This window comes from Hymenobacter duratus (assembly GCF_014698995.1).
Taxonomy (GTDB): Bacteria; Bacteroidota; Bacteroidia; order Cytophagales; family Hymenobacteraceae; genus Hymenobacter; species Hymenobacter duratus.
Window position 1 is genome coordinate 273,372 of sequence record NZ_JACWZZ010000001.1, and the last position, 24,515, is coordinate 297,886.

The 24,515-nt window shown below is 59.8% G+C and carries 21 protein-coding genes; 11 read left to right on the forward strand and 10 right to left on the reverse strand.

Going from position 1 to position 24,515, the window contains the following annotated elements; all coding sequences use genetic code 11:
- Positions 1 to 37 precede the first annotated feature (37 nt).
- Positions 38 to 1,543 carry an ArnT family glycosyltransferase gene (locus tag IC231_RS01150; RefSeq protein ID WP_190782790.1) on the reverse strand — a complete coding sequence of 502 codons (1,506 nt, stop codon included), beginning with the start codon at positions 1,541 to 1,543 and terminating at the stop codon, positions 38 to 40.
- A gap of 440 nt (positions 1,544 to 1,983) precedes the next feature.
- Here IC231_RS01150 and IC231_RS01155 point away from each other — a divergent pair, with 440 nt between their 5' ends.
- Positions 1,984 to 2,523 (forward strand): carbohydrate binding domain-containing protein, encoded by a 540-nt coding sequence (locus IC231_RS01155; RefSeq protein ID WP_190782791.1) that lies wholly within the window; start codon positions 1,984 to 1,986, stop codon positions 2,521 to 2,523.
- Between the two features lie 273 nt (positions 2,524 to 2,796).
- Entirely contained in the window at positions 2,797 to 4,170 is a 1,374-nt protein-coding gene (locus IC231_RS01160; protein ID WP_190782792.1) for a hypothetical protein, read from the forward strand.
- 97 nt (positions 4,171 to 4,267) lie between these two features.
- Here the strand turns inward: IC231_RS01160 and IC231_RS01165 are convergent, their stop codons facing one another.
- Positions 4,268 to 4,990, reverse strand: a complete 723-nt coding sequence (locus IC231_RS01165) for a glycosyltransferase family 2 protein (RefSeq protein ID WP_190782793.1) — start codon at positions 4,988 to 4,990, stop codon at positions 4,268 to 4,270.
- Between the two features lie 112 nt (positions 4,991 to 5,102).
- Entirely contained in the window at positions 5,103 to 5,894 is a 792-nt protein-coding gene (locus tag IC231_RS01170; RefSeq protein ID WP_190782794.1) for an SDR family oxidoreductase, read from the reverse strand.
- Positions 5,895 to 6,034: 140 nt separating this feature from the next.
- Here IC231_RS01170 and IC231_RS01175 point away from each other — a divergent pair, with 140 nt between their 5' ends.
- The 6 genes from IC231_RS01175 (at position 6,035) to IC231_RS01200 (ending at position 11,825) form a co-directional block, all read left to right on the forward strand.
- Entirely contained in the window at positions 6,035 to 7,318 is a 1,284-nt protein-coding gene (locus IC231_RS01175; protein WP_190782795.1) for a hypothetical protein, read from the forward strand.
- A 91-nt stretch (positions 7,319 to 7,409) separates the two neighbouring features.
- Positions 7,410 to 7,949: a 3-hydroxyanthranilate 3,4-dioxygenase gene (locus tag IC231_RS01180; RefSeq protein ID WP_190782796.1), complete on the forward strand. Its 540-nt coding sequence runs from the start codon at positions 7,410 to 7,412 to the stop codon at positions 7,947 to 7,949.
- Between the two features lie 38 nt (positions 7,950 to 7,987).
- On the forward strand, positions 7,988 to 9,070 hold the full coding sequence (locus IC231_RS01185; RefSeq protein WP_190782797.1) for an amidohydrolase family protein: 1,083 nt from the start codon (positions 7,988 to 7,990) through the stop codon (positions 9,068 to 9,070).
- 26 nt (positions 9,071 to 9,096) lie between these two features.
- Positions 9,097 to 10,377 (forward strand): kynureninase, encoded by a 1,281-nt coding sequence (gene kynU / locus IC231_RS01190; RefSeq protein ID WP_190782798.1) that lies wholly within the window; start codon positions 9,097 to 9,099, stop codon positions 10,375 to 10,377.
- A 126-nt stretch (positions 10,378 to 10,503) separates the two neighbouring features.
- Positions 10,504 to 11,205 carry a hypothetical protein gene (locus tag IC231_RS01195; protein ID WP_190782799.1) on the forward strand — a complete coding sequence of 234 codons (702 nt, stop codon included), beginning with the start codon at positions 10,504 to 10,506 and terminating at the stop codon, positions 11,203 to 11,205.
- A gap of 17 nt (positions 11,206 to 11,222) precedes the next feature.
- Positions 11,223 to 11,825, forward strand: coding sequence for an alpha-ketoglutarate-dependent dioxygenase AlkB family protein (locus IC231_RS01200; RefSeq protein WP_190782800.1), 603 nt, complete (start codon positions 11,223 to 11,225; stop codon positions 11,823 to 11,825).
- 11 nt (positions 11,826 to 11,836) lie between these two features.
- Here IC231_RS01200 and IC231_RS01205 read toward each other — a convergent pair whose 3' ends face one another.
- Both IC231_RS01205 and IC231_RS01210 read right to left on the reverse strand, forming a co-directional pair.
- On the reverse strand, positions 11,837 to 12,976 hold the full coding sequence (locus tag IC231_RS01205) for a putative sensor domain DACNV-containing protein (protein ID WP_190782801.1): 1,140 nt from the start codon (positions 12,974 to 12,976) through the stop codon (positions 11,837 to 11,839).
- Positions 12,977 to 13,101: 125 nt separating this feature from the next.
- A complete protein-coding gene (locus IC231_RS01210) occupies positions 13,102 to 15,825 on the reverse strand; it encodes a TonB-dependent receptor (protein WP_190782802.1) in 2,724 nt (907 codons plus the stop codon).
- 714 nt (positions 15,826 to 16,539) lie between these two features.
- On the opposite strand from IC231_RS01210, the gene IC231_RS01215 reads away from it, so the two are divergent.
- Positions 16,540 to 17,919, forward strand: coding sequence for an FAD-dependent oxidoreductase (locus tag IC231_RS01215; RefSeq protein WP_190782803.1), 1,380 nt, complete (start codon positions 16,540 to 16,542; stop codon positions 17,917 to 17,919).
- A 12-nt stretch (positions 17,920 to 17,931) separates the two neighbouring features.
- Here the strand turns inward: IC231_RS01215 and IC231_RS01220 are convergent, their stop codons facing one another.
- Entirely contained in the window at positions 17,932 to 18,564 is a 633-nt protein-coding gene (locus tag IC231_RS01220; RefSeq protein WP_190782804.1) for a hypothetical protein, read from the reverse strand.
- Between the two features lie 130 nt (positions 18,565 to 18,694).
- Positions 18,695 to 20,284, reverse strand: coding sequence for an RNA polymerase factor sigma-54 (gene rpoN / locus IC231_RS01225; RefSeq protein ID WP_223831315.1), 1,590 nt, complete (start codon positions 20,282 to 20,284; stop codon positions 18,695 to 18,697).
- A 258-nt stretch (positions 20,285 to 20,542) separates the two neighbouring features.
- Between rpoN and asnS the strand changes: the two genes are divergently transcribed.
- Positions 20,543 to 21,946: an asparagine--tRNA ligase gene (gene asnS / locus IC231_RS01230; protein WP_190782806.1), complete on the forward strand. Its 1,404-nt coding sequence runs from the start codon at positions 20,543 to 20,545 to the stop codon at positions 21,944 to 21,946.
- 59 nt (positions 21,947 to 22,005) lie between these two features.
- Here asnS and IC231_RS01235 read toward each other — a convergent pair whose 3' ends face one another.
- Both IC231_RS01235 and IC231_RS01240 read right to left on the reverse strand, forming a co-directional pair.
- Positions 22,006 to 22,464 carry a hypothetical protein gene (locus IC231_RS01235; protein WP_190782807.1) on the reverse strand — a complete coding sequence of 153 codons (459 nt, stop codon included), beginning with the start codon at positions 22,462 to 22,464 and terminating at the stop codon, positions 22,006 to 22,008.
- A 26-nt stretch (positions 22,465 to 22,490) separates the two neighbouring features.
- Positions 22,491 to 22,739: a hypothetical protein gene (locus IC231_RS01240; protein ID WP_185888018.1), complete on the reverse strand. Its 249-nt coding sequence runs from the start codon at positions 22,737 to 22,739 to the stop codon at positions 22,491 to 22,493.
- 108 nt (positions 22,740 to 22,847) lie between these two features.
- Here IC231_RS01240 and IC231_RS01245 point away from each other — a divergent pair, with 108 nt between their 5' ends.
- On the forward strand, positions 22,848 to 23,774 hold the full coding sequence (locus IC231_RS01245; protein ID WP_190782808.1) for a T9SS type A sorting domain-containing protein: 927 nt from the start codon (positions 22,848 to 22,850) through the stop codon (positions 23,772 to 23,774).
- 117 nt (positions 23,775 to 23,891) lie between these two features.
- Here IC231_RS01245 and IC231_RS01250 read toward each other — a convergent pair whose 3' ends face one another.
- Positions 23,892 to 24,344, reverse strand: coding sequence for a hypothetical protein (locus IC231_RS01250; protein ID WP_190782809.1), 453 nt, complete (start codon positions 24,342 to 24,344; stop codon positions 23,892 to 23,894).
- Between the last annotated feature and the right edge of the window lie 171 nt (positions 24,345 to 24,515).

Below are 24,515 nucleotides of genomic sequence, written 5' to 3' on the forward strand. Positions count from 1 at the left end.
TGGAGAAACGGGGTTCGGCGGTGGCAAAGAAAGCAGATTAGAGCGGTTTTCGGCTCAGCAGCAGCAGCGTCTGGCACGGCTGGTCCTGGTGTAGCTCTACCACCTCAAAAGTGGAGTCGATGCGGGCACGGTAATCCGGATTGCAGAGCAGCGTCACCATGCCCGGCACCAGGTTGCGGATTCCGCCCTGCGGGTAGATGGCCATCTGCTTCTGCTGTTCGCGCAGGGCCAGCTGGTAGAACGTGAGGGTGGCATTGTAGCCGCCCCCGTACAGCACAACCAGGCTGTCGAGCTGGGGCTGCTGGCGCACCACGGTCTTCAGGTAGCCACCCAGATACCCGTCGGGCCCGATGCCATAGTCACTGTGCCGCTCGCCCACAATACGGTTGACAATCGTTTCGTAGGGCGCGTAGAACAGCAGCAGCAGCGCCAGCAGCCCGGCCAGGCTTCTGCCCAGCCAGCTGGTATGCGCCAGATACGTAGTGGTGATGGCGCGCAGCATCAGGGCCAGCCCCAGGCCCACCAGCAGGGCCAGCGCCGGGTAAATGGGCGCATCGTACCATTCGAGCTTACTGGTAGCGGTGCTCAGTACCGTCAGCCAGCTCCCGACAAAGCACACCAGCAGGCCGGCCGCCCAGCGCACCGTGCGGTCTGGCTGCAGCAGCGCCAGCAGCAGAGACGGGAGCAGCAGCCAGAGCCAGGGCTGGAACAGGCCATTCTGAATGTTGGTCAGGTAGTAGTCCCAGGGGTGCGCGTGGTCCAGCTGGTCGGTGAGGTAGCGGCCGCCCAGGTCGTTGTAGGACATAGCTTTCCAGTAGCCCGGGTCGGCCAGCTCGCGGGCCCAGAAGTAGCTGCTGACTACCAGCAGAAACGCGCCGGCTGCCAGGTAGAAGCGGCGTTGCCGCAGCACCCACAGAAATTTGCCCCGCACCACCGTATACAGCAGCAGGCCAGGCATGCCCAGCAGGGCGGCAATGCTCTTGGTCAGAACGGCCGCTGTCAGGCCCACCGCCAGCCAGAGCAACGCCCGGGAACGGCCCGTTTCCAGGTAGCGGAACAGAGAAGTCCAGATGACTACTTCCCAGAGCGTAAGCAGCACATCGTAGTCGGCGGTGCGGGCCACGTGCAGGCGCACGTAGCCGATGCTGGTGGCCAGAATCAGGCCACCGAGAAAGCCGGCTGCCGGCAGGCGCAGGTCGCGGGCGGCAAAGCGAAACAGCAGGACCACGGTGGCCAGGCTGGCCAGCGCGGTAGGCAGCCGCAGTGCCCAGGCAGAGAAGCCAAACAGCGTGAAGCTCAGCGCCTGCAGCCAGATCATCAGCGGTGGCTTCGTATTCCAGTGGTCGGGCTTCTGCTCGAAGTGCGTGACGAGCAGATTACCGTTCTGCGACATTTCGGCCGCATTTACGGCCAGCCGCGACTCGTCCCAGAGCTGAATCGGGTTGCGTCCCAGCTCGTAGCACAGTGGAACGGCCGCCAGCGCCAGTAGCAGCAGCAGCAGTTGGTTGGCCGGCACGCGTACCCAGTTTCTGACCGGGCTCAAAACTCGAGAAGATAAGCTGGACGGATGTTCCAAGGATTGATTCACTATAGTATACTCCACGTCACACGACGGTGGGTGGCGTGCTCTACGGCCTCAAAAGGCCGGCAGGGCGGCGGCAGAGGCCGGCATGAAGAGCAAAGATATAGAAAAGGTTACGCGCCCCGGAGCGAATTATCCACGTATCCTGCCGGCTCCGGCCGGCAGAAAACGTGCCTTGCCTGTGCCCTGCCGGGCGCAAAAGGCGGCACGGGCCCACCGGCCGGCAGCGGCCCGGAGAGCCGCCCGGCCGCCTGGCACAATCAGTTGGGAATAAGAATTGTTAGAGTTCCGGCTTTTTCTGTGCTTTGCCTTTTAGTTACTCTTCCTTCCGGCGGAAAACGGTAGCAGCCCCATGCTTTGCCGCGAACAAGAGCTTTACCCTGTAGAACTACATTCATCAAATGAAAAAAACACTCTTCTCGCTCGGAATTCTGGGCGCTTTGTTGTCCGCCTGCTCCAAGTCGGAGCCGGAAGCATCCGACAACGCCAAAGTCATTACCGCGAATGATTTCGAGAGCGTGGATGGCTGGATGCCCACGGTTCCGTCATTGACCCGCGACCAGGCGCACTCCGGCAAATATTCTATTCGCGTGGATGGCAACACGGAGTTCAGCCTTGGGTACGGCAATCTGCTGGGCAAAGTAAGCCCCACGAAGCTGCGCAAGCTGAACGTGGAAGCCTGGGTGTATGCCGCAAGCGCGAAGTCGCAGGCCCGCCTGGGCGTTCAGGTTACTGATCCGGTTACGGGAAAGGAAATATTCGGGGACGGCATTACCATTACAGATCAGGTAAAAGACTACAAGAAGTGGGTGAAAATCAGCAAGGAGATTGTGTTGCCGGAAAACATTACGGCCACGCAGGTGCTGAAAGTATTTCTGTGGCGCGCCTCCGCCTCCGATGCGGCCTACATGGATGATATCCGGGTAGTGGCCGTAGAATAGCCGCCCCGCAACGGCGGTGCAAGCCGCCCGCGCTCAGGCGTACCAGCGTGCTGATGAATAGCGTAAGTGACGTTATTCATCAGCACGCTTTGTGTTCCGGCCCCCTCGTCTTGCGGCACGTTTTCGGGGGCGTGCCAGGAGCCGGAAACGCGCCGGCCACTGGCACGCTGCCAGCTTCTATCTTTGCCCTGAGCCCGCCTTTTCTCCCTGGTAAAGCGCCTGCGTGCGCCCCGTTTGCCCCAACCACCGATTTCTATGCCTTCTTTACGCCGTATGGCTGCCACTGCGTTCTGGCTTCTGCTGGCCGCTCTGGTGCTGATTAGTGCTGCCCTCTACAACGGCTTCCCGCTGGTTACGTCCGATTCGGGAACGTACCTGAACAGCGCCACGCACCTCACCGTCCCCGACGACCGGCCCATCACGTACGGGCTGTGGGTGCTGCTGACCGGGGCCCACAAAACGCTGTGGCTGGTTGTGTTTGCGCAGGGCCTGCTGCTGGCGGGCCTGCTGTGGCGCTGCACGGCGGTTTTTGCGCCCCGGCTGCGGCAGCCGGCCAGCCGGCTTGCGCTGGTAGCCGGCATGGCCTGGCTGACCGGAGTGTCGTGGTATTGCAGCCAGCTGATGCCGGATATCTTCACGGCCATCGGCCTGCTGGCACTGGCGCTGGTGCTGCTGGGGCGTCCGGCCCGTCTGGAGCAGGGGCTGCTGCTGCTGCTGCTGCTGGTAGCCGGGTGCATGCACTCTTCCAATCTGCTCACGTTCACGCTCACTGTGGCCGGAGTAGGGGTGGTAGGCTGGTTGCAGGGCCTGTTTCGGCGGCAGGTACTGCACCGCCCGGCCTGGCTGCGGGCCCTGGCAGTAGTGCTGGCCAGCTGGCTGGCCCTGCCGGCCCTGCACGCTGGTATGGGCGGGCAGTTCGAAATTTCGCGCGCTTCATCGGCCTTCCTGATGGCCCGCCTTTCTGAAAGCGGGGTGCTGGAACAGTACCTGCAACAGGCCTGCGGCCCCGAAAACCAGTACCAGCTGTGCGCCTTCCGCGACCAGCTGCCCAACGACGCCATTACGTTTATGTGGGACGCCAACAGCCCGCTTAACAAAACCGGGGGCTGGAATGCCAACCGGGAGGAATACACGACCATTATCCGGCAGATTGCCACCTCCCCGCGCTACTACCCGCTGCTGATTTCGGAAACCATCCAGGCCACGCTGCGCCAGCTGACGCACATCGGGCACGGCGACGGGCTGACGGCGTTCCGGGAGAATACCAACCCGTACTGGAAAGTAAACGAGTACGCGCCCTACGAGCTGAAAGAGTACATGTCGTCGTTGCAGAACCGGAGCCAGCTCGATTTCACCAGCCTGAACGAGCGGACCTATGGTGGGCACCTGCTGGCGCTGCTGGTACTAGGCGGGTTGCTGTTTGGGGCGTGGCGGGCACATCTGGAAGCCACTTCCGTGCTGCTGGTGGTGGTTTTCGGCCTGGGTATCTTCAGCAATGCCCTGGTGACCGGGGCGCTGGCCAATGTGCTGGACCGCCTGCAGGGCCGGGTGGCCTGGCTGCTGCCCTGGGCGGCTTTTCTGCTGGTGGCCCAGCATGGCCCGGCCCTGTGGCAGCGCTTGCGCAGCGCCCTGACCGGGGCGGCCTAGCCGCTGGTGCTACCCACTAGAAACCAACAGCGCCCTTTCCAAACGACTTGGCCGTCGGGAAAGGGCGCTGCCGGTTTCGGGGAAGGGAGAAGAGCGGCTAGCCGAACAAGCCGTATTTGATGATGCAGTAGATGGCGCGGAACCCGTCGCGCCACCCGATTTTCTTGCCCTCGGCGTAAGTGCGGCCGTAGTAGCTGATGCCCACCTCGTAGATGCGCACATCCTTCACCCGCGACACTTTAGCCGTTACTTCCGGCTCGAAGCCGAAGCGCTTCTCCTCCAGCGTTAGGCCCTGGATGATGTCGCGGCGGAACATCTTGTAGCAGGTTTCCATGTCGGTCAGGTTCAGGTCCGTGAACATATTCGACAGGAACGTGAGCATCTTGTTGCCGATGCTGTGCCAGAAGAAAAGAATGCGGTGCGGGTTGCCGCCCATGAAGCGCGAGCCGAATACCACGTCAGCGAAACCCTTCAGCACAGGCTTGAGCAGCACGTTGTACTCCTCCGGATCATATTCCAGATCCGCATCCTGGATGATGACATAGTCGCCGGTAGCCTCGCGGATGCCGGTGTGCAGCGCGGCACCCTTGCCTTGGTTTACCGTGTGCTGGAGCAGGCGCAGGCCCATTTCGGGGTAGCGCTGCATGTAGGCCTGGATAGCTTCTACCGAGTTGTCGGAAGAGCAGTCATTGACCAGGATAATTTCCTTCTTGATATCATTGACCAGCTTCAGTTCGCGCAGCAAATCCAGAATCTGATGGATAGTGCGGCCTTCGTTGTAAACGGGAATGACGATGGAAAGCTTGTCGATGTGTACCAAAACGCGAAATGGCTTGACGGAAAGTCAGCAAAAATAGGACGGATTGACCAGTGTTGGCTACCCATAGCCCGGAATGATTGACGGCAGAAGAAATCAGGCCTGCTTCCGGCGCTTACAGGCTGCCGGTGCGGCCGCCATCCACGGGCACGTTGATGCCGTTGATATAGCCCGCCGAGCCGGACGCCAGAAATGCTACTGCCGCCGCCGTTTCCTCGGCCTGCCCGAACCGGTTGGCGGGAATCAGCTTCAGCATGCCGGCCTCAATCTCCTCTGCCGACTGCCCGGTCTGGGCAGTTTTCTTCTCGATAAGTGAGGTGTGGCGTTGTGTGATGGTGGCGCCCGGCAGCACGTTATTCACGGTGATGCCATGCGGCCCCAGCTCATTGGCCAGCGTTTTGGCCCAGCTGGCCACCGCCCCCCGGATGGTGTTCGACACGCCCAGGCCCGGCAGCGGCTGCTTCACGGAAGTGCTGATGATGTTGATGATGCGCCCATACTGCCGCTGGCGCATGGCCGGCACCACAGCCTGCGCCAGTAGATGATTGCAGATGAGGTGCTGCTCAAAAGCGGCCCGGAAAGCATCTACGGGAGCGTCCAGAAGTGGTCCGCCCGCCGGGCCGCCGGTGTTGTTCACGAGAATATGGAAGCCCTCTGGATGCGCCGCCAGATACGTGTGCAGGCGTTCGGCCAAAGTAGCAGGCTGCGAAAAATCGGCTGCCAGGTAGTCGTGCGCCTGGCCGTGGGGGGTAGGCAGCGCCGCCGCGGTTTCGCGCAGGCGGGCTTCGTCGCGGGCCAGCAGCGTAACGGTGGCTCCCAGGCGCGCCAGCTCCTCGGCTATGGCCCGGCCAATGCCCTGCGTGCTGCCGCCTACCAGGGCGCGTTGGGATGTAAGATCAAGATGCATGAAAATCAGGATTGGAAATGAGCTTAAAAGTAGCAAAATGCCTGTCGGGTACCGGTGGCGCCTAGCTGAAACGGGCTTTTGCGTAAGTTCGCCGGCAATTGTGGGGCGGCCCGCCCGGCCCTGTCTTTATCTGACGTAGTATGTCTTTTGCCGGTTGGCTGCTGATAGCCGCATTTGTTGTTGAGTTTCTGCTGTTCACGTTTCTGCGCAATATATTTGGGGCGGCCCTCAGTCCGGTTGTGCTGTGGCTGGCGGGGGTGGGAGTAGGGATAAGCGGACTGTGGGCGTTCCGGGGCCGTTCACTGCCGGTACTACGCCCTGCTACAAAAGCGCAGTTGATGAGTGCAGCTCTATTGCTTGGCGCATTAGTAGCTTTCGGCCTGCGGGTGGCCCGGATGCTGGGGAAAGTACCCATCGATCCGGCTTTGTCGGATGTAATTCCGTCCATCCAGGTGATGGTGCAGCGCTGGCTGGCCCACGAGGCTGTGTATGTTCCTATTCTGGACTTTGGCTACATCATCTACCCCACCTATCTGCCCCTGACCTGGTTGCCCTTCGTACCGGCCGAGCTGATGCATATCGACTACCGCTGGGTGGCGTTTGCCGGGTTTGGGGTGGCGTTGGCAGTAGGCGTAGGGCTGCTGATGCGGCGCCGGCTGCCGCTGCCGATAACGCTGGCCCTGGCCGCAGCGCCACTGCTGCTGCTGCAGGCCATTCTGCAAACCGACCCGAATACGCTTACACGCACGGTCGAGCTGCTTATAGTCGGGTTCTATCTGCTGCTGGCCTTCAGCTTGTGGCGCGGGCCCTGGTGGGTGCAGGCTTTGTGCCTGACTGTGTGTTTGTTGTCGCGCTTTTCGCTGGTGTTCTGGGTGCCGCTGTGGCTGGCAATACTCTGGCAGCAGCAGGGGCGCATAGTGGCTTTGCGCGTGACGGCGCTGGTAGCCGCGCTGGTACTGGCCATCTATATTGTACCCTTCCTGAGCCACGACTGGGGCACCTTCGCTCGGGCCCAGGACACGTACACCGGGGCTGCCATTGGCGAGTGGGAGCAGCCGCCCGCCGGCCGGCCGGAGCATTTGTACCGGGGCGTTGGGCTGGCCGCATTTTTCCACCGCCTGGCCCCCGGCGACATTGCCCAGCGGGTGCAGCTGGTGCGGCTCGTGCATGCCGGGGTTTGCGTGGCGGTGGTAGTGGCGGCCGCGGCTTATTGGTTCGGGCGCCAGCCCCGGCTGGATTACCGCATCTATGGACTTCTTGCTTTAAAAATCTATCTGGCAACCTTTTATGCCTTCGTGCAGGTGCCGTACATCTACCTGACGCTGGTAGGCGTGGCCATGGCCTGGCCCATCCTGCTGCTGCTGCGCGGCGGCGGCCCTGACGAAGAGCCGGCGTTGGTGCCGGCCAGTGCCGGTGTGAGCTGATGGGGAATTGGTGCAGGGTTTTGCGTAAGTTCGGCCACGCTGTCCGGCCCCGGTCCGCGGCAGCTATCCTTCACCCAACCACCCCCACGCCATGCCCGTTGCCCGTCCTTTCAACTTCCAGAAATGGATTGACGAACACCGCCACCTGCTGAAGCCTCCGGTCGGCAACCAGCAGGTATTCAAAGACAATCAGGACTTTATTGTGATGGTAGTGGGCGGCCCCAACGCCCGCAAAGACTACCACTTTGATGAGGGCGAGGAGCTGTTTCTGCAGATCGAAGGCGACATTGTGGTGAAGATTATCGAGGATGGCAAGCCGGTTGATATCGAAATCAAGCAGGGCGAGATGTTTCTGCTGCCGCCCCGCACACCCCACTCGCCACGCCGCCCGGCGGGCACCGTGGGGCTGGTGCTGGAGCGCTACCGCACGGCCGGTGAGCTGGACGGCTTCCAGTGGTATTGCGAAAACTGCGGCAACAAGCTCCATGAAGAGTATGCGGAAATTACGGACATCGTGACCCAGCTGCCGCCCATCATGAATGCCTTCTGGCAAAACGACGACCTGCGCACCTGCAAGCAGTGCGGCACCTATATGCCCGCGCCCGCTCCTGTAGTGCCTCCTGCCGAGTAACCACCCTTTCCGCCACCCACCCAAGCCCAGCTGTGGCAATGCCTTCTACCACCCCTCACGCCGCCTCGCCACCCGTTTCCGCCTTTCTCGCCAACTCGCTTTCCGTCGATATCCACACCCACATCCTGCCGGAGCGCTGGCCCGACCTGCGCGAACGGTACGGCTATGGGGGCTTCATTCGGCTGGACCACCACAAGCCCTGCTGCGCTCGGATGATGCAGGACGACAAGTTCTTCCGCGAAATCCAGGATAACTGCTGGGACCCACAGGTGCGGATGCGCGAGTACGACCAGTTTGGGGTGCAGGTGCAGGTGCTCAGCACCGTGCCCGTCATGTTCAGCTACTGGGCCAAGCCGCTGGATGCGCTGGACCTGAGCCAGCTGCTCAACGACCATATTGCCGACGTAGTGCAGCGCTACCCTACGCGCTTCGTAGGCCTCGGCACCGTGCCCCTGCAGGCCCCCGACCTAGCCGTGCGGGAGCTGGAACGGTGCATGAGGATTGGGCTGGCCGGCATCCAGATTGGCTCACACGTCAACGACTGGAACCTGGATGCGCCGGAGCTGTTCGAGGTATTTGCGGCGGCCGAAGAACTGGGAGCCTGCGTGTTTGTGCATCCTTGGGACATGATGGCGCAGCAGAAAATGCCCAAATACTGGCTGCCCTGGCTGGTGGGTATGCCCGCCGAAAGTACGCTGGCGCTTTGCTCGCTGGTATTTGGAGGCGTGCTGGAGCGGCTGCCGAAACTGCGCGTGGCGGTGGCGCACGGCGGTGGCACCTTCGCCAGTACCATCGGCCGCATCGAGCATGGCTTTCAGGTGCGCCCCGACTTGTGCGCCGTCGATAACAACGTGAATCCGCGTGAGTACCTGGGCCGGTTCTGGGTCGATTCGCTGGTGCACGACCCGCTGATGCTCGACTACCTCGTGAAAACCCTGGGGGCCGACAAAATCACGCTTGGCACCGACTATCCGTTTCCGCTAGGCGAGCTGACGCCGGGTGAGCTGATTCATTCCATGCCTTTCCCAGATGAAATGAAAGCCCGCATGCTGGGCCAGAATGCCCTGGACTGGCTGGGGCTGCCCGATGCGAAGGTGGCCCAAATTCTGGCGGGCCGCTAGCCATTCGCCCGCCTATCTTTGCCCCAATGACTTCCTTCCAGCCCACCCCCGACTTTGCCGCCCAACTTGACGCGCAGGATACACTGCGCGACTTCCGTTCCCGCTTTCATATCCCGCCCGGCCCCAATGGGCAGGAAAGTGTGTATCTGTGCGGTAATTCGCTGGGGCTGATGCCAAAAGCTGCCCGCGCGGCCGTAGAGCAGGAGTTTGCCGACTGGGAGCGGCTGGGAGTGGAAGGCCATTTTCATGGCACCTCGCCCTGGATGCATTACCACGAAACCCTCACCGAGGCCAGCGCCCGGCTGGTAGGAGCGAAGCCTGTGGAAGTAGTGGTAATGAACAACCTGACCACTAACTTGCACCTGCTGCTGATTTCGTTCTACCGCCCTACAGCCACCCGCTACAAGGTGCTGATGGAAGGTGGCGCGTTTCCGTCGGACCAATACGCGCTGGAAAGCCAGGTGAAGCTACACGGCTTCGCCCCCGATGATGCCATTGTGGAGCTGGTGCCGCGCTCCGGTGAGCATACGCTGCGCACCGAAGACATTGAGGCCAAGATTCAGGAGCTGGGCGACTCGCTGGCCACCATCATCATGGGCGGCGTGAACTACTACACGGGCCAGGCCTTTGATATGGCGGCCATTGCGCGGGCCGGCCATGCGGTGGGTGCCATTGTGGGTTTCGACCTGGCCCACGCGGCCGGCAACCTGGAGCTGCACCTGCACGACTGGGACGTGGATTTCGCCTGCTGGTGCACCTATAAATACCTTAATTCTGGTCCCGGTGGCACAAGCGGCATATATGTGCACGAGCGGTTCGCTAACCGGCCCGATTTGCCGCGCCTGGCGGGCTGGTGGGGTCACGACCCGTCCGACCGTTTCCAGATGAAAAAGGGCTTCCGGCCCATGGCTGGTGCCGCTGGCTGGCAACTGTCCAACGCCCAGATTTTCCCGATGGCCATTCACCGAGCTGCGTTGGCGCTGGTGGGGGAGGCCGGGGGAATGGCGGTGCTTCGCCGCAAGAGTGAGCAGCTCACGGCGTATCTGGAATTTCTAATTCGGGGGCTGAACCTGCCCGCTAGCCGCTTGGAAATTATTACGCCGCAACGCCCGGAGGCGCGCGGCTGCCAACTGTCCTTGCTTGTGCATCAGCAGGGCCGGGAACTGTTTGATTTCCTGGCCGCGAAAGGCATCATTGCTGATTGGCGTGAGCCCAACGTTATCCGGCTGGCACCAGTGCCGCTTTACAACTCATTTCAGGATGTGCAGCGCGTAGGCGCAGCACTAGCCGACTGGCTGACCCGCTAGCGGCCGGACTTGTAGTGTTCCGATGAAAATGCAGCCCGTGTAACATTTCGGGCATCATTTCCTTCGGTGCGCTGTTTTACGTTTTACTACCGAACTTCGGTGGTTTCCCTTTCACCCCCCAGTGCCATGTCTGAAGAGTACGCGGAAAAAATGAGCCGCAAAAAACTGCCCGAACTGCTCCTGTACGTGCGCAACCGCACGGAATATCAGGAAGAGGCTGTTCTGGCTGCCCTCGAAGAGCTGGAGCTGCGTGGACAGCCCCAGCCCGAAGCGGCGGCCATCCGCACCGAATTTCTACCCGTAGTAGAGCAGCAGCGGCAACAGCAGCAGCTTCGTGAGCGGGAGCTGGCGCGCACGCCTGTAGCCGCTCCGGGGGAACCTGAGCCTGCCGCTGTCGATGGTCCTGCGCTGTATTCGCCGGGTACTATCGTGCTGTTTTCGATGCTGCCTATGTCGATGATGATAGGTGGGGGCGTGTTGCTGGGTATGAACCTGTTCCGGCTGGGACGCAAGCGTGCTTTACTCGGCCTGGTGCTGTTTATTGTGGTCTATCTGCTGGTGGCTTCTAATGTGCTAGCTTGGGCCATGATGCAGGGCCTGAACCCGTATCTGGCTATCGTGCTCTTCAATGTGCCCGCCGTGCTGGCCTATCTGCTCTGGTTCTGGCCGCGCTATGTGCGCACAGCCACTTACCGCAGCCGCAGCCTGATACCGCCCATCGTCATTTGTTTTTTGGTAGTCTGGGGCCTGCAGAAAGCTATGCCCTATATCATTAAGCAGCAGCCGAAGGAGGTGCAGATGCAGGTGGAGCAAATGATGAAGCAATAAGCCGCCTGTAAAGTCCTGTGCCACTCCAGTCACTTGCCCTGCCCGATGCTGATGTGCTGCTCGATGCGCAGTTTCTGAGCCTGGATGCTGCCGCTGCCCTGCTATCAGAACTGACCACTACCATTGCGTGGCGACAGGAACCCATCAAGCTATTTGGTAAGGAGGTCATGCAGCCGCGCCTTACTGCTTGGTATGGCAACCCGGCCGCACGGTATCAGTATTCTGGCCTGGCCCTGGAGCCGTACCCCTGGACTCCGGCTCTGCAGCGGCTCCGGGCACAAGTGGAAGCTGCCACGGGCACCCGCTTCAACAGTGTACTGCTTAATCTGTACCGCTCCGGGCAGGATAGTATGGGCTGGCACGTTGATAATGAGCCAGAGTTGGGGCCGACTCCCATTATTGCTTCTGTAAGCCTCGGTGATACCCGCCGGTTCCGCTTGAAGCCCCGCGACCCGCAACGTACGCAGCACGCACCGGTTTCATTAGAATTATCGGCAGGAAGCCTGCTCGTCATGCGTGGCTACACGCAGCGCTATTGGCTGCATGCCGTGCCCAAAACGGCCCGGCCTACCGGCCCACGCCTCAACCTGACCTTTCGGGCCGTTACGCCTTCTTCCTGAAGCCGCTGCTATTACAGCAGCAGTACATCTATGCGGTGCGCGTGCACCATCTGCAGCGGCTCCGACCAGGCAAATACCGTGAAATAGCCATCCTGAGAAGCTACTAGTGCCAGTGCATCGTGTTGGTCGTGCACGAACTGGGCGGCGGCTAAGTGCCGGGTGCCACCGTTCTGGGCCGGGTGCATTTCCTGAGCCTCACCACCCACCACGGGGGCCGTCATCACCATTTTTTCTACGGGTACGCTGGAAGCCGCTCGGGTTACTTTCGCCCCGAAAGCCAGCAGATGATACTGCCGGGTAATGACAGTAGCACCATCCACCGCCGTGAAGCCACCTACAATATCAATGGCGCGCAGCAGGGTTTCCTGCCATTCCAGGCTGTCCTTGTTTGTCAGCTTCTGGCTCAGGACTTCTGTAATGGTCGTGTAGGCCGGCACCACCGGGTAGCTCATAGGCTGCACGATAGATGTCCGCCACCGCTCAGAATCGGGCGGTACTATCAGTACCAACCCGCCCCGGCCGTGGGTGCGCATGGCAGCCGCCAGCTCTACCAATACATTATCAGACTGGCCAGTAGAAGCCAGCGTAAAACTCTGCAGCGACTTGCGCAGCGCCGGGCAGTCGGCTACGCCTGCGTTGTCTTCATCCACCACCTGAATCTGGTCGCCGCGCAGAATGGCAACGTTGATAAACTTGCCGAAGCCATCGGCCCGGCGGTGCTTGGCTACCAGCAGGCCCGGTTCTATTACTTCCAGCACAAAGCACAGAGGCGGTACACTGGTTGCCGTTCCCCATACGTATAGGCCATCTTCATCGTGCCACACGCCTAAGTGGGTGCCGGGCTGCTCTACAGCCGGGGCCAGCTTAATCAGGTTTGATGGTGTAAGGCGCCGCCGGTGCCCGAATATCAGGGGCTGTGCGGTTTGATCGGGCTGCAGCAGCGCCAGCGAAATTTTGGGAGGCCGGCCTTCTTCCCGGCGCAGGCTCGCCCAGAAAGCCACATCAATAATAGCTTCTACCAACGGCACTTCGGGCGGCGGCGCCAGGTGCGGAATATCATGCTGGCTGGCCAGCGCCCGGTGCTGCGCGAAATGCGTTTCGATGACCGGCGCCACCATGCGGGCCGCCAGATAAGTAGGTTCAGAAAGCATAGGCTGGCCGCCGGTTGTGGCGGCGCAAATTACGGGTTAGCCGGAACGTACAAACGGCCGGCTTCCGCGAGGAAACCGGCCGTTTGCAGAGAATGTTTCTGGTGCCTCCGGGCACGCAGGGCTGCTTATTTGATATCGAACAGCAACCCCACGAATACCAAACGGCCGATGTTCGGGCCGCCGTACACCTGCGTGTTGGTGGCATCGAGCATGTTGGAGCCACCGGCCTGCACCGTGGTGTACAGCTTCGGAATGGCATATCCTACGTAGGCATCCACCGAACTGTAGTCGTTCAGCTCGCCCACTGCGAAGGGCAGCTCGTAGAGGTGGCCCTGGGCCCAGCGGTAGTTTACGGAGTAGCTGAGGTGGTTGAATGCCACACCATTGGCACCCACGTTGTATTTGTGCTTCGGGGTGTTGAAGAACGTCTGGAAGCCTTCGGGCAGGTTGCTCTTGTCCAGTACGTTCAGCGAATAGTTGGCCGTGAACGTGAGTGGGCGAGCCACGCTGTAGCTCAAGCCTACGGCTGCGCCATAGGTGCGGACTTCCTGGCGGGCGTTGGTCCAGACCTGCAGAATGCGGGTAGGAGAGGTGGCATCCTGAAAAGGCTGGGCCTTGCCGGATTCCGTGGTCAGCTGGGCCAGCGTTGGGCGGCTGCCGTCGCGGTTGCCGATGAAGCGCTGCGCCCCGATAAAGTCGTTGTAGTAGCTCTGGTAGTAGTTCACATCCACGGCCAGCTTTTCGCCCAGCGTGCCTTTGTAGCCCGCTTCGTAGGTGCTCAGGCGCTCCAGCTTCAGTGGAGCAGCATTGTATTCGAAGGGCGTCAGCACGGCGGGGTTGCTTTGCGCTGCGGTGATGTTTGCCCGTGTGGCAACGCCGGTGCTGTAGCCTTGGAAGCCGTTGTCTACGTTGCCGAGCAGCAGCACCTGGCGCACGTCCAGACGGATGTACTGGTCGAGTTGCGTGGGTGAGCGGAAGGCACGGCCGTACGAGACACGGAAGTTGTGCTGCTTGTTCTCGCCAGCCGAGTACACTGCCGAAGCCCGGGGAGAGAAAGCGGCATCGAAGTTCTTGAAGGCATCAACGCGGCCGGCTACTGCCAGTTTCAGGCGCTCATTCAGCAGCTTTTGCGTCAGCTGAGCATAGCCGCCCAGTTCGTGGTTCTGAATGCGGGCGTTGTCATCGGAATACAGGTTGCCGTTGGAGCCCAGCCGGAACTTGCGGTACGCACCCCCCACAATCAGGTCGGTGCCTTCGGCCAGCGGCAGGTTGTATTGGGCGTTGCCTTCGTTCAGCAACGAGCTGGGGTTGAGGCGGGCGCCGGCGCCGGGCGTAGCATCGGTAATGATGCGCGTGCGCAATTCCTGGAAGCGCGGATCAGACGGTTGCAGCTGCGTGGCGTTGGCGGCGGCCTGGGCCTGCTCCAGCGAGCCGGTCATCTGGAATTTGGTCAGGTACGTCTCGTAGAACCGGCTGGCGTAAGTTTCGCTGGGGCGGCTGGGGTTGTTGGTCGAGGAAGTCTGGAGGAAGGAACCCAGGAAGCCCAGGTCGTACGATTCGCCCCCGAAGTCCTGCAGCGACTGGCCCCGCAGAAACCAGCGGCTACCCTTGATTTCGCCGTGCAGCTGGTTGGTTCCGAACTCCTTGAAGCGGTAGCGGCTGCTGCTCTGGTAGCTGGAAGTCCCCCGGTTGTAGTTGAAACCAACCGTCATCTTGATGTTGCTGGTCAGCAGATACGACAGCGACGGATGAATCTTCACGGACCGGGCCTTGTAGTCATCGGCTACCAGCTCTTTCTCCGTGAAGCCCGGCATAAATACTGTTTTGCCGCGCAGGGCGGCTGGCGTGGTGGCATAAGCGGGCGAGGTCGGGTCGTTGGTGAACGTAAAGCCGCCTACGTCGCCGTAGCGGTTCACGGCATCGTAGCCCAGCGCCGAGCCTTCGGCGTTGTTGCGGCCCTCAATGAGGGTGCTGGTAGCCGCGTAGTTGCTGGCCAGCCAGTCGTCGGCTGTCAGATACGAGCCTACAACTTTGAAGGCAAACTTTTCCCCTAGCTTCTTGGCGTAGCGAAACTGACCGTCTAACAGATTGCGCTGGCCGCCGCGCAGCCGCACGCTCAGGCCTTCCGTCACGAAAGGGTCTTTGGAGTTGAGCAGCAATACGCCGTTAAAAGCATTGGCTCCGTAGAGTGCCGAAGCCGGGCCATGGATAATTTCGATGCTTTCCACATCCAATTCGGGCAGGCCCGTCAGGTTGCCAGCATTCACGTTCAGGCTCGGCGACTGAGTATCGAAATAATCCGTCAGCTGAATCAGGCGCTCCGACTTGGCCGAGTTGAAGCCGCGCGTGCTCAACGAGTTCATCAGCAGGCTGCTGCTGTTTACATCAATGCCTTTGTAGTGGTTCAGGCCCACCTGCAAGTCGGCTGTGGGGATGCGCTCTACTTGCTGCGTGTTGAGCTTTTCCACGGTTACAGGAGCCTGTAGTATCCCTTCCTGCACCCGCGAGGCCGAGGCAATTACCTCATTCGTGAGCGTAGAATTGATTTTGAGCGTCACCTGCACGTTGTTGTCGGGCTGCGCCAGCGAAACTTCCCGGGTTTCGTAGCCCACAAACGACACCGACAGTACAACCGGTGGAGCCGAAAAATCGGCCCGTAGCTGGAACCGGCCTTCCCGGTCGGTGCTGCTGCCGATGAAGGTGCCTTTGATGAAAACGGTAGCACCCGGCAGCGGTTCGCCGGCATCAGTCTGCACCAGGCCGCTGACCGTAATGGCTTCCTGAGCCCAGGCTGGAGCATAGCTCAGCAGCAGTAGCAGGAAGAAAAGGAAATAGTAAGGTTTTCTCATGTCAGAGCAGGCAAAAAAAGGGAGTTAGCAAGGGGTATAAGTTCAAACAGCCTGCAAAATTATAGTAGTTATGCATAACAAAAAAAGAAGCCAAGCATTTGAAAGTCAAAAGTTTATTGCTAAGAATTTTATTGTATTTAAATCATATAAAACAGTATATAATTATTTGCTGATGCGCGGAAAAGCAGGCTAAGCGGATTGCGGGCCAGCAAGTGGCGGGCAAAAAAAAACCGCCCGAAGGCGGTTGGATAAAGAAATAAGGATAGATAGCTGAACAGTAGGCCCCCAAAGGCCGATTAGTAACGGATATCCGGGTGCCCATAAAGCTGCGGACAATCACCGCTGCCAATAAGATACTCTCCGATCTGCAGATGTTCGGGCCCAATAGCCGGGAGGCTGGAAGCAGCCGGAATGGAACATAGCGTTTCAAGAGTAAGACTTGGAAGCATGGGCAGGATGGTTTCAGGAAATGGAACAGAATGAAGAGGCAGGCAGCAACTCTTTATTGGACTTTAGATACGTATACTGTCAGATATTCGGATTTATTGATACATGAAATCATTGTATAGTTCAAAATAGCAGGCTCTCCGGTGCTCCCGGGAGGTGTAAGCTGAGGCAGGGGTAGCTATGTGGCCAGCCGCTGCGGCCGGGGTACCCGAACAAATCCGCCGCCGAACTAGTAGCTTCGTTACCCCTTCCTTACCCACCCACCTTATGTCCGCTACTGCTGCCCCACACTCTTCTGATTCCGTTACGCTCATGGGAGCTGGCCTGGTTGGCTCGCTGCTGGCCCTCTATATGGCGCGTCGTGGCCATTCCGTAGAGGTGTTTGAGCGCCGCCCCGATCCGCGTCTGGCGGGACCGGTGGAAGGCCGCTCCATCAACCTGGCGCTGTCGGACCGCGGCTGGCGGGCTCTGGAAGGCGTCGGCATCGGCGACGAAATCCGGCGGGTAGCTATTCCTATGTACCGGCGCGTGATGCACGACGCGAAGGGGCAGCTCACGTTTCAGCCCTACGGCCAGGATAATCAGGCTATCTACTCGGTGTCGAGGGGCGGGCTGAACCGCACGCTGCTGGAGTTGGCTGAGGCCGAGCCGGGCGTGACGCTGCACTTCAATCAGCAGTGCCTGCACGTGGGCCTGAAGGAGCGCGAGCTGCACCTGCGTGATGCCGCTACTGGTCAGGAGCAGGTACGGCCGTTTCAGCGGCTGTTCGGTACTGATGGGGCGTTTTCGGCGGTGCGCGCGGCTATGCAGAAAACGGACCGCTACAACTACTCGCAGAGCTACCTGGACTACGGCTATAAGGAGCTGAACATTGCACCCGCCGCCGAAGGCACGTGGCAGCTGGAGAAAAATGCGCTGCACATCTGGCCCCGCGGCCAGTACATGATGATTGCGCTGCCTAACCTCGACGGCTCTTTTACTTGTACCCTGTTTTTCCCGTACGAGGGCAAGCACTCCTTCGCGGCGCTGCAAACGCCAGCGCAGGTGCAGGAGTTCTTCGCGGAAGTGTTTCCGGACGCCGCCCCGCTGATGCCGGAACTGACCGAGGACTTCTTCCAGAACCCGACCGGCTCGCTCGTGACGGTGCGCTGCTTTCCGTGGGCGGTTGAGGATGACGTGCTGCTGCTCGGGGACGCCTCGCACGCCATTGTGCCGTTTTATGGGCAGGGCATGAACGCCGGCTTCGAGGACTGCACCGTGCTCAGCCAGCTCATGGACCAGCACGGCACCGACTGGCTCACTATTTTCCAGGAGTTTCAGCGGCAGCGCAAGCCCAATGCCGATGCTATGGCCGACCTGGCCATCTATAACTTCGAGGAGATGCGCGACAGGGTAGCGGACCCGCGCTTTTTGCTGCAGAAGAAAATCGAGAGCAAAATCTCCGCGCAATACCCCGACCAGTGGCTGCCGCTCTACTCACAGGTCACGTTCTCGCCCGATACGCCCTACGCCGAGGCGTTGGCCAACGGGCAGCGGCAGGAGCGCATCATGCGCAATCTGATGAAGCACATTGAGGCCGAAGCGGACTTTGATAAGCCGGAAGTGCAGGAACTGGTGTACCACGAAATGGGCCGCATAGCCGACTAAGCCTGCCCGGAGCTACCCCAGCGCCAGCCCTACACCAAACCCCAGTACCAGACTAGCGCCCAGCCCGAAACCGGCCCAAACCTGTTCCGGCGTGTGTGCGTTCAGGGCCAGCCGCGCACTCATCACGGCTCCGGCCAGTACAATGCTGCCCGTCAGCCACCAGATGATGGTGCTGCCGGCCTCGCCTCCCAGATACAGGAGGGCCAGCAACCCGACCGTGCCGCCCATGCCCACGCCGTGCGCCGATATTTTCCAGCGCAGCGAAATCAGTAGGGTAAGCAGCACGGCCAGGGTCATGCCGGCCATCATTTGCACCAGCAGCATATCAAACGCCTGCGGATAGCGGCCCATCATCAGAGTAGCGGTACTAAACCCGATGACGGCCAGCAGCAGGGGCAAGGGCCGCTGGCGCCGCTCCCGCAGCTCCAGGCTGCTTACGTAGCCGCCCCACAGCAGCAGCGCCGTACCTACGGAAGGCAGCACAAACGTGAACAGCAGCACTACGCCCAGCACCAGCCACCGGTCGGGCAGGGCGGGGCGCAGGACCACACCGGGCAGCTGGTAGCAGACCACATAGAAGAGGTAGCTGGGCACAAGCAGCGGGTGGCACACCGACGATAAAATGGTGGCGAGCAGGCGGTTCAAAAAAGCAATAGGTAGCGGTAGAGGAGCAGCAATAGCCAAAGCTACCAAAGTGCCGGCCCGCTACCAAAGCAGTGAGCCGGCCGGAAGCAACAACTTCCGGCCGGCTCACCGTTCAATACTCAACAGTAACCTACAGCTCTTTGCGCAGCCGCGCTACCGGAATATTGAGCTGCTCGCGGTATTTGGCCACGGTGCGGCGCGCAATGTTGTAGCCGCGGGCATTCAGCATCTTCTCCAGCTTGTCGTCGCTGAGGGGACGGTCTTTCTTCTCGCCCTCGATGATTTCCTTCAGAATGTGCTTCACCTCGCGGCTGCTGGCGTCCTCGCCCGAGTCGGTGGCAATGCCTTCGGAGAAGAAATACTTGAGCGGGTAGATTCCGAACTCCGTCTGCACCGATTTCGAGTTGGCTACCCGGCTTACGGTGCTGATGTCCATGCCAATTTCGGTGGCTATGTCCTTGAGAATCATCGGCCGCAGCTTGCTTTCGTCGCCGTCCAGGAAAAACTCGCGCTGGTAGCGCACAATGGAGTCCATGGTGCGCAGCAGCGTGTTCTGGCGCTGCCGAATAGCATCAATAAACCACTTGGCCGAGTCCAGCTTCTGCTTCACGAAAGTCACAGCTTCCTTCAGCTTCTTGTCCTTCTTGGCGCCCTTGTCATAAGCCCGGAACATATCCGTGTAGGCCGGCGACACACGCAGGTCCGGGGCGTTGCGCGAGTTGAGCGTGAGGTTCAGAATGCCGTTGTCGTTGGTCAGAATGAAGTCGGGGATAATATACTGCACCTTGCCCATGCCCACCGGGCCAGTGCCGCCGGGCTTGGGGTTGAGCTTCAGAATCAGGGCAATGGCTTCTTTCAGCTCGTCGTCTTCAAGGTCGAGGCGCTGCTGGATGCGGGGGTAGTGCTTCTTGGTAAACTCGTCGAAGGTTTCGTTAAGAATTCGCTCGGCGTGCTCCGTTACCTCGTCCTGGGGGCGGCGCTCCAGCTGCAGCTGCAGACATTCCTGCAGGTCGCGGGCCGCTATGCCAGCCGGGTCGAAGCTCTGAACCACGTGCAGCACGGCTTCTACTTCTGCCACCGAGGCCTCCACGTTCTGCGCAAAAGCCATGTCGTTGGCAATGGCCGACAGGTCGCGCCGGATGTAGCCGTCGCCGTCAATCGAGCCGATGAGCTGGCGGCCAATGGCTTCCTGCTTCTCATCTAGGTCAGCGAAGCCCAGCTGGTCGAGCAGATTGTCGATGAGCGAGCCGCTGGTATCGGCCAGAGGCATTTCCCGGTCGTCTTCGTCCTCGCCGGGGCCGTCGCCCTGCATCTTGTAGCCGGCTATTTCGTCGTCGTTGAGGTAGTCGCTCAGGTCCAGGTCGTCGGCGCTGTCCGACTCTTTCTGGTCCACCGGCTCGTCCTTCAGCGGCAGCTCTATTTCGGGCTGCTCCTCGCTGCGGCTGTCGTCGAAGTCCTCATCCAGCGTGTTATCCGGATTGTCGAACTCCGAATCCGGGTCGTCGAAATCATCCGTGTCGTCGCTGGAATCGTCGCCGACTTCCTGGTCCTCGAAATCGTCGTCCGCGTCGTCGCCTTCCTCCAATGCCGGATTGGCCTCCAGCTCCTCCTTGATGCGGGCTTCGAGCTCCACGGTCGGGATTTGCAGCAGCTTAATGAATTGTATCTGTTGCGGGCTCAGCTTCTGCGAGAGAAGCTGTTTCATGTCCAGTCGTTGCATACTCTAAAACGCGTACGCCCCGCCTAGGTGGAAACGGGGTGTGGTAGCCAAAGATATGCCTTTCTGTACTTGAGTTAGGGGTAAAATGTTGGCACATTATACCCCGAAGCGGCACTTTGGCCGGCAGGCAGTTTTGGGCGTTTCCGGTCGGGTAGGCCGAAGCGCCGCTTCGGGGTACAATTTCGGGATGCAAACCGGCTAACAAATCCTCTACCTTTGCCATCTTATCTATTCCAAACCCTGAGAACCGAAATCCTGATGTCCGACCTCCGAAAAACCAGCGTGCAGGAGCTGCTCCGCAGCACCGACCTGGACCGCGAAGTGCTGGTGAAAGGCTGGGTACGCACCCGCCGCGGCAACAAATACGTGCAGTTCATTGCCGTGAATGACGGCTCCGGCTTCAATTCTATTCAGGTAGTAGCCAACGCCGAGCAGTTTCCGGAGGAAAAGCTGAAAGCTGACGGCGTAGAAAACGGCGCCGCTATTGCCGTGCGCGGCAGGCTGGTAGCCTCGCAGGGCAAAGGCCAGTCGGTAGAAATTCAGGCCGAGGAAATTACGGTGTATGGCTCTGCCGACCCGACCACGTATCCGTTGCAGAAGAAAGGCCACTCGCTGGAATTTCTGCGCGAAATAGCCCATCTGCGCCCCCGCACCAACACGTTCGGCGCGGTGCTGCGTATCCGGCACGCTATGTCGTTTGCCATCCATAAGTATTTCAACGACCACGGCTACTTCTACATCCACACGCCCATCATCACCGGCTCCGACGCCGAGGGTGCCGGCCAGATGTTCCGCGTAACCACGCTGTCTGACACCAAGCCGCCCCTGAATGAGGCCGGTGAAGTAGACTACACAGCCGACTTCTTCGGCAAAGCCACCAACCTCACCGTTTCGGGCCAGCTCGAAGGCGAGGTGGCGGCCATGGCGCTGGGCAAGGTGTACACGTTCGGTCCTACGTTCCGGGCCGAAAACTCCAACACCGCCCGCCACTTGGCCGAGTTCTGGATGATTGAGCCGGAAGTGGCCTTCAACGACCTGCAGGACAACATGGACCTGGCCGAGGATTTTCTCCGCAGCCTCGTCCGCTATGCCCTGGAGCACTGCCCCGACGACCTGCAGTTCCTCAACGACCAGTACGACAAAGAACTGCTCAATCGTCTGCAGTTCGTGGTGGATAACGAGTTCAAGCGCCTCACCTACACCGAGGCCGTGGAAATCCTGAAATCGGCGAAGCAGAAGTTCGAGTTTCCCGTGGACTGGGGTACCGATTTGCAGTCGGAGCACGAGCGGTACTTGGTGGAGAAGCACTTCAAGAAGCCCGTTATCCTGACCAATTACCCCAAGGATATCAAGGCGTTCTACATGAAGCTGGACGAGGATGGCCGCACGGTGCGCGCCATGGACGTGCTGTTTCCTGGTATCGGTGAAATCATCGGTGGCTCGCAGCGCGAAGAGGACATGCAGAAGCTCACGCAGCGCATGCAGGAAATGCACGTGCCCGAAGAGGACCTGTGGTGGTACCTCGACACGCGCCGCTACGGCAGCGCCCCGCACGCCGGTTTCGGGCTGGGCTTCGAGCGTCTCATTCTGTTCATTACCGGCATGGCCAACATCCGCGACGTTATTCCCTTCCCCCGCTTCCCAAAAAGCGCGGAGTTTTAGGAATTACGTTTCGTTTTATAACCAGAGAGCCAGCATCACTACAGATGCTGGCTCTCTGGTTATAAAACGGTTAAGACTGACTTTTCATAAATTGTCAAAAAGCGGTTACGCTTTGTTCGAGTGCACATATTAGTGGTTAAATAAGGAATAACTTTTTTGCCGGAACCAAAAATATCAGTGGGGTCTTGGTCTGTTAATTCACTGTAGATTAAGTAGGATTTGTTAAGCATAAAGTAGCTGCCACAATCAACATGTGCAGCGGGAGTAGTCAATGATACAGTATCGGCGATGACTTTACCTTTGTAAACGTGCTGCACTTTAAAGGTGTGTATAATGTGTCTAGCCTGCTTGCGGTTCAGAGAGTCTTTGTACAAATTAGTTTTTGTACTAATCAATATGCCAGTCAAAACCAGTTGGGCGCTTTTGCGACTTTTACAGATGCCAATGCGCCCACAAGAGCAAGCTTTTAATGAGTAAGGAAGAAGATATAAAATAGAAAGAAAGAGTAGTTTTCGCATCGGGATTAAATGTAGGTTCCCTAAACTTAGCAGTAATTCCGTAGCTCCTTGTCGTCCACGGCCAGCAGGTTGTCCAGCCGCAGCTCGAAGCCGTCGGCGAGGCGCAGGTATTCTACTTTGTCCTGAATGTAGAGGTCCTGGATGATGCCGTGGTAGGTGCTGGGGGGCGTGTCGGGCTCGGTGCGGTAGGTGAGGGTGCAGGGCTGGCCGGTGGTGGCGCGGGCTTCCAGCTCGTCGTAGAAGCTGCAGCTGATGGGTTTGTAGGCGGTAGGCATGGTACAGGTGAGTCTGAAGACAACAGATACCCGTAACAACGTCTCTGCCAGGAAGTAGTTATATTCCGCTTTCCTTCACCTTCCACCACCACCCTCAAAACCAGTTGCATGCAGAAATTACTACCCTCCTTCGTTTCCCGGACCTTTTTAAGCCTGTCGTTGCTGGCGCTGGCCACCGGTTTTGCGGAAGCCCAGACGCCGGTAACCGTCACGATTGGCACCGGAACTTCCGCTGGCTCTACTAACGCGCTGCTCAGCACCAGCACCACCACCAACAAGTACGCACGCACGGTTTCCATCTATTCGGCTGCCGAGCTGCAGGCGGCCGGAGCCCGGGCCGGCTCCATCACCAGGCTGGCTTGGTACAAGGATGGCACCGGCGAGTACACTTCCGGCGACGCGCAGCTGCGCATCTACCTCAAGCGCACGACTGGCACCGCCCTTTCTGCCAACCCGGTGGTGTGGGATACGGAAGTGCTGAGCGCCACGCAGGTGTACAGCAACACCACGCTGAGCCTGCCAACGGGTACCGGCTGGAAGGATTTCGCCTTCACAGCCCCCTTTGTCTGGAATGGCACCGACAATATTGAGGTACTGGTAGACTGGTTCCGCAACAGTGCTCCCACCGCCGATATCAGCTGGCGCTATACGGCCGTTTCTGCAACCGGCGGTGCCCATGCCACGCAGGTCAACAGCGCCGTAATTCCGACCGTCCGGTGGGCGGCTAACCGTCCGAACGTGCAGTTCCAAGTGGCCATTGTCAATTCTACTCTCGGCCAGGCACCCGCCGACTGGGTACAGGTAGCTCCTAACCCATTCGCGGCAGACCTCAAACTTCGGATTGGCGCCGGCAGCGAAAGTCAGCGGCTGCATGTTACCCTCACCGACATGCTGGGGCGTAGTCATTTCCAGCAGCATACAGCAGCCGGAGCAGAACGCACTCTACAGTTGCCCGCCGATTTGGCCGCCGGTATTTATTTCCTGACTGTCCGGGACGACAAATGGCAGCAGACCCTGCGGGTAGTGCGTGAGTAGCGGTACAGAGTAAGGAAGCGGCGTAAGAATATCTAAAAAAACAGTTCAGCTGATTCCACAAGCAAAAACGCCGGCCCTCATAGGCCGGCGTTTTTGCTTGTGGAGAGCTACAAGCAGCTAGTGCTTGCCTTTGCCGTGGCCTTTACCGTTCCCTTGGCCGCCATATACTTTCTTGGCCTGGCCGGGCGGCAGACCTTTGCCTTTTTCCAGACGCTTAACCTGGCCGGGTGGCAGGCTGGCCGGGTACATCGTACGGTGGCGGCCCACGAGTATCCAGGGCTGGTTGCCTCTATAGTCGATAGCCACCGGATGGAAAGAGGACGGCGTGTAGCCGCTGATGGAGCTGAGGCGTTGCCATTTGCCGTCGCGCTGCACAATGTAGCGCTGGTCGCGCAGGTCGTAGTAGCCGCCGTATTCGGGCACGTAGTAGTACTGGGTGCCGGCCGGCACTGCCGGGCCCCAGCTGGGCGGCGTGATATTGATGTTGACCTGCGCCTGCGCTGATTGCGTCAGGGCGGTGAGTGAAAGAGCCAACAGGCCCGACAGGGCAAATTTGGGTAGGAGCTGCATGGTGGAAAGGGAAGGTGAACGGATGGAACAGCAGCTACGAGACAAGAACCAAGCCGCAGAGCTGCCGCTCGTGATGGGTCGTAGCCGGAATGACGTGCTTAACGTGGGTTGCGGCGGTTATGTTGGTTGGTTGCCGGGGAACCCAAAAAAAGGCTTTCCACACCGTGCGGA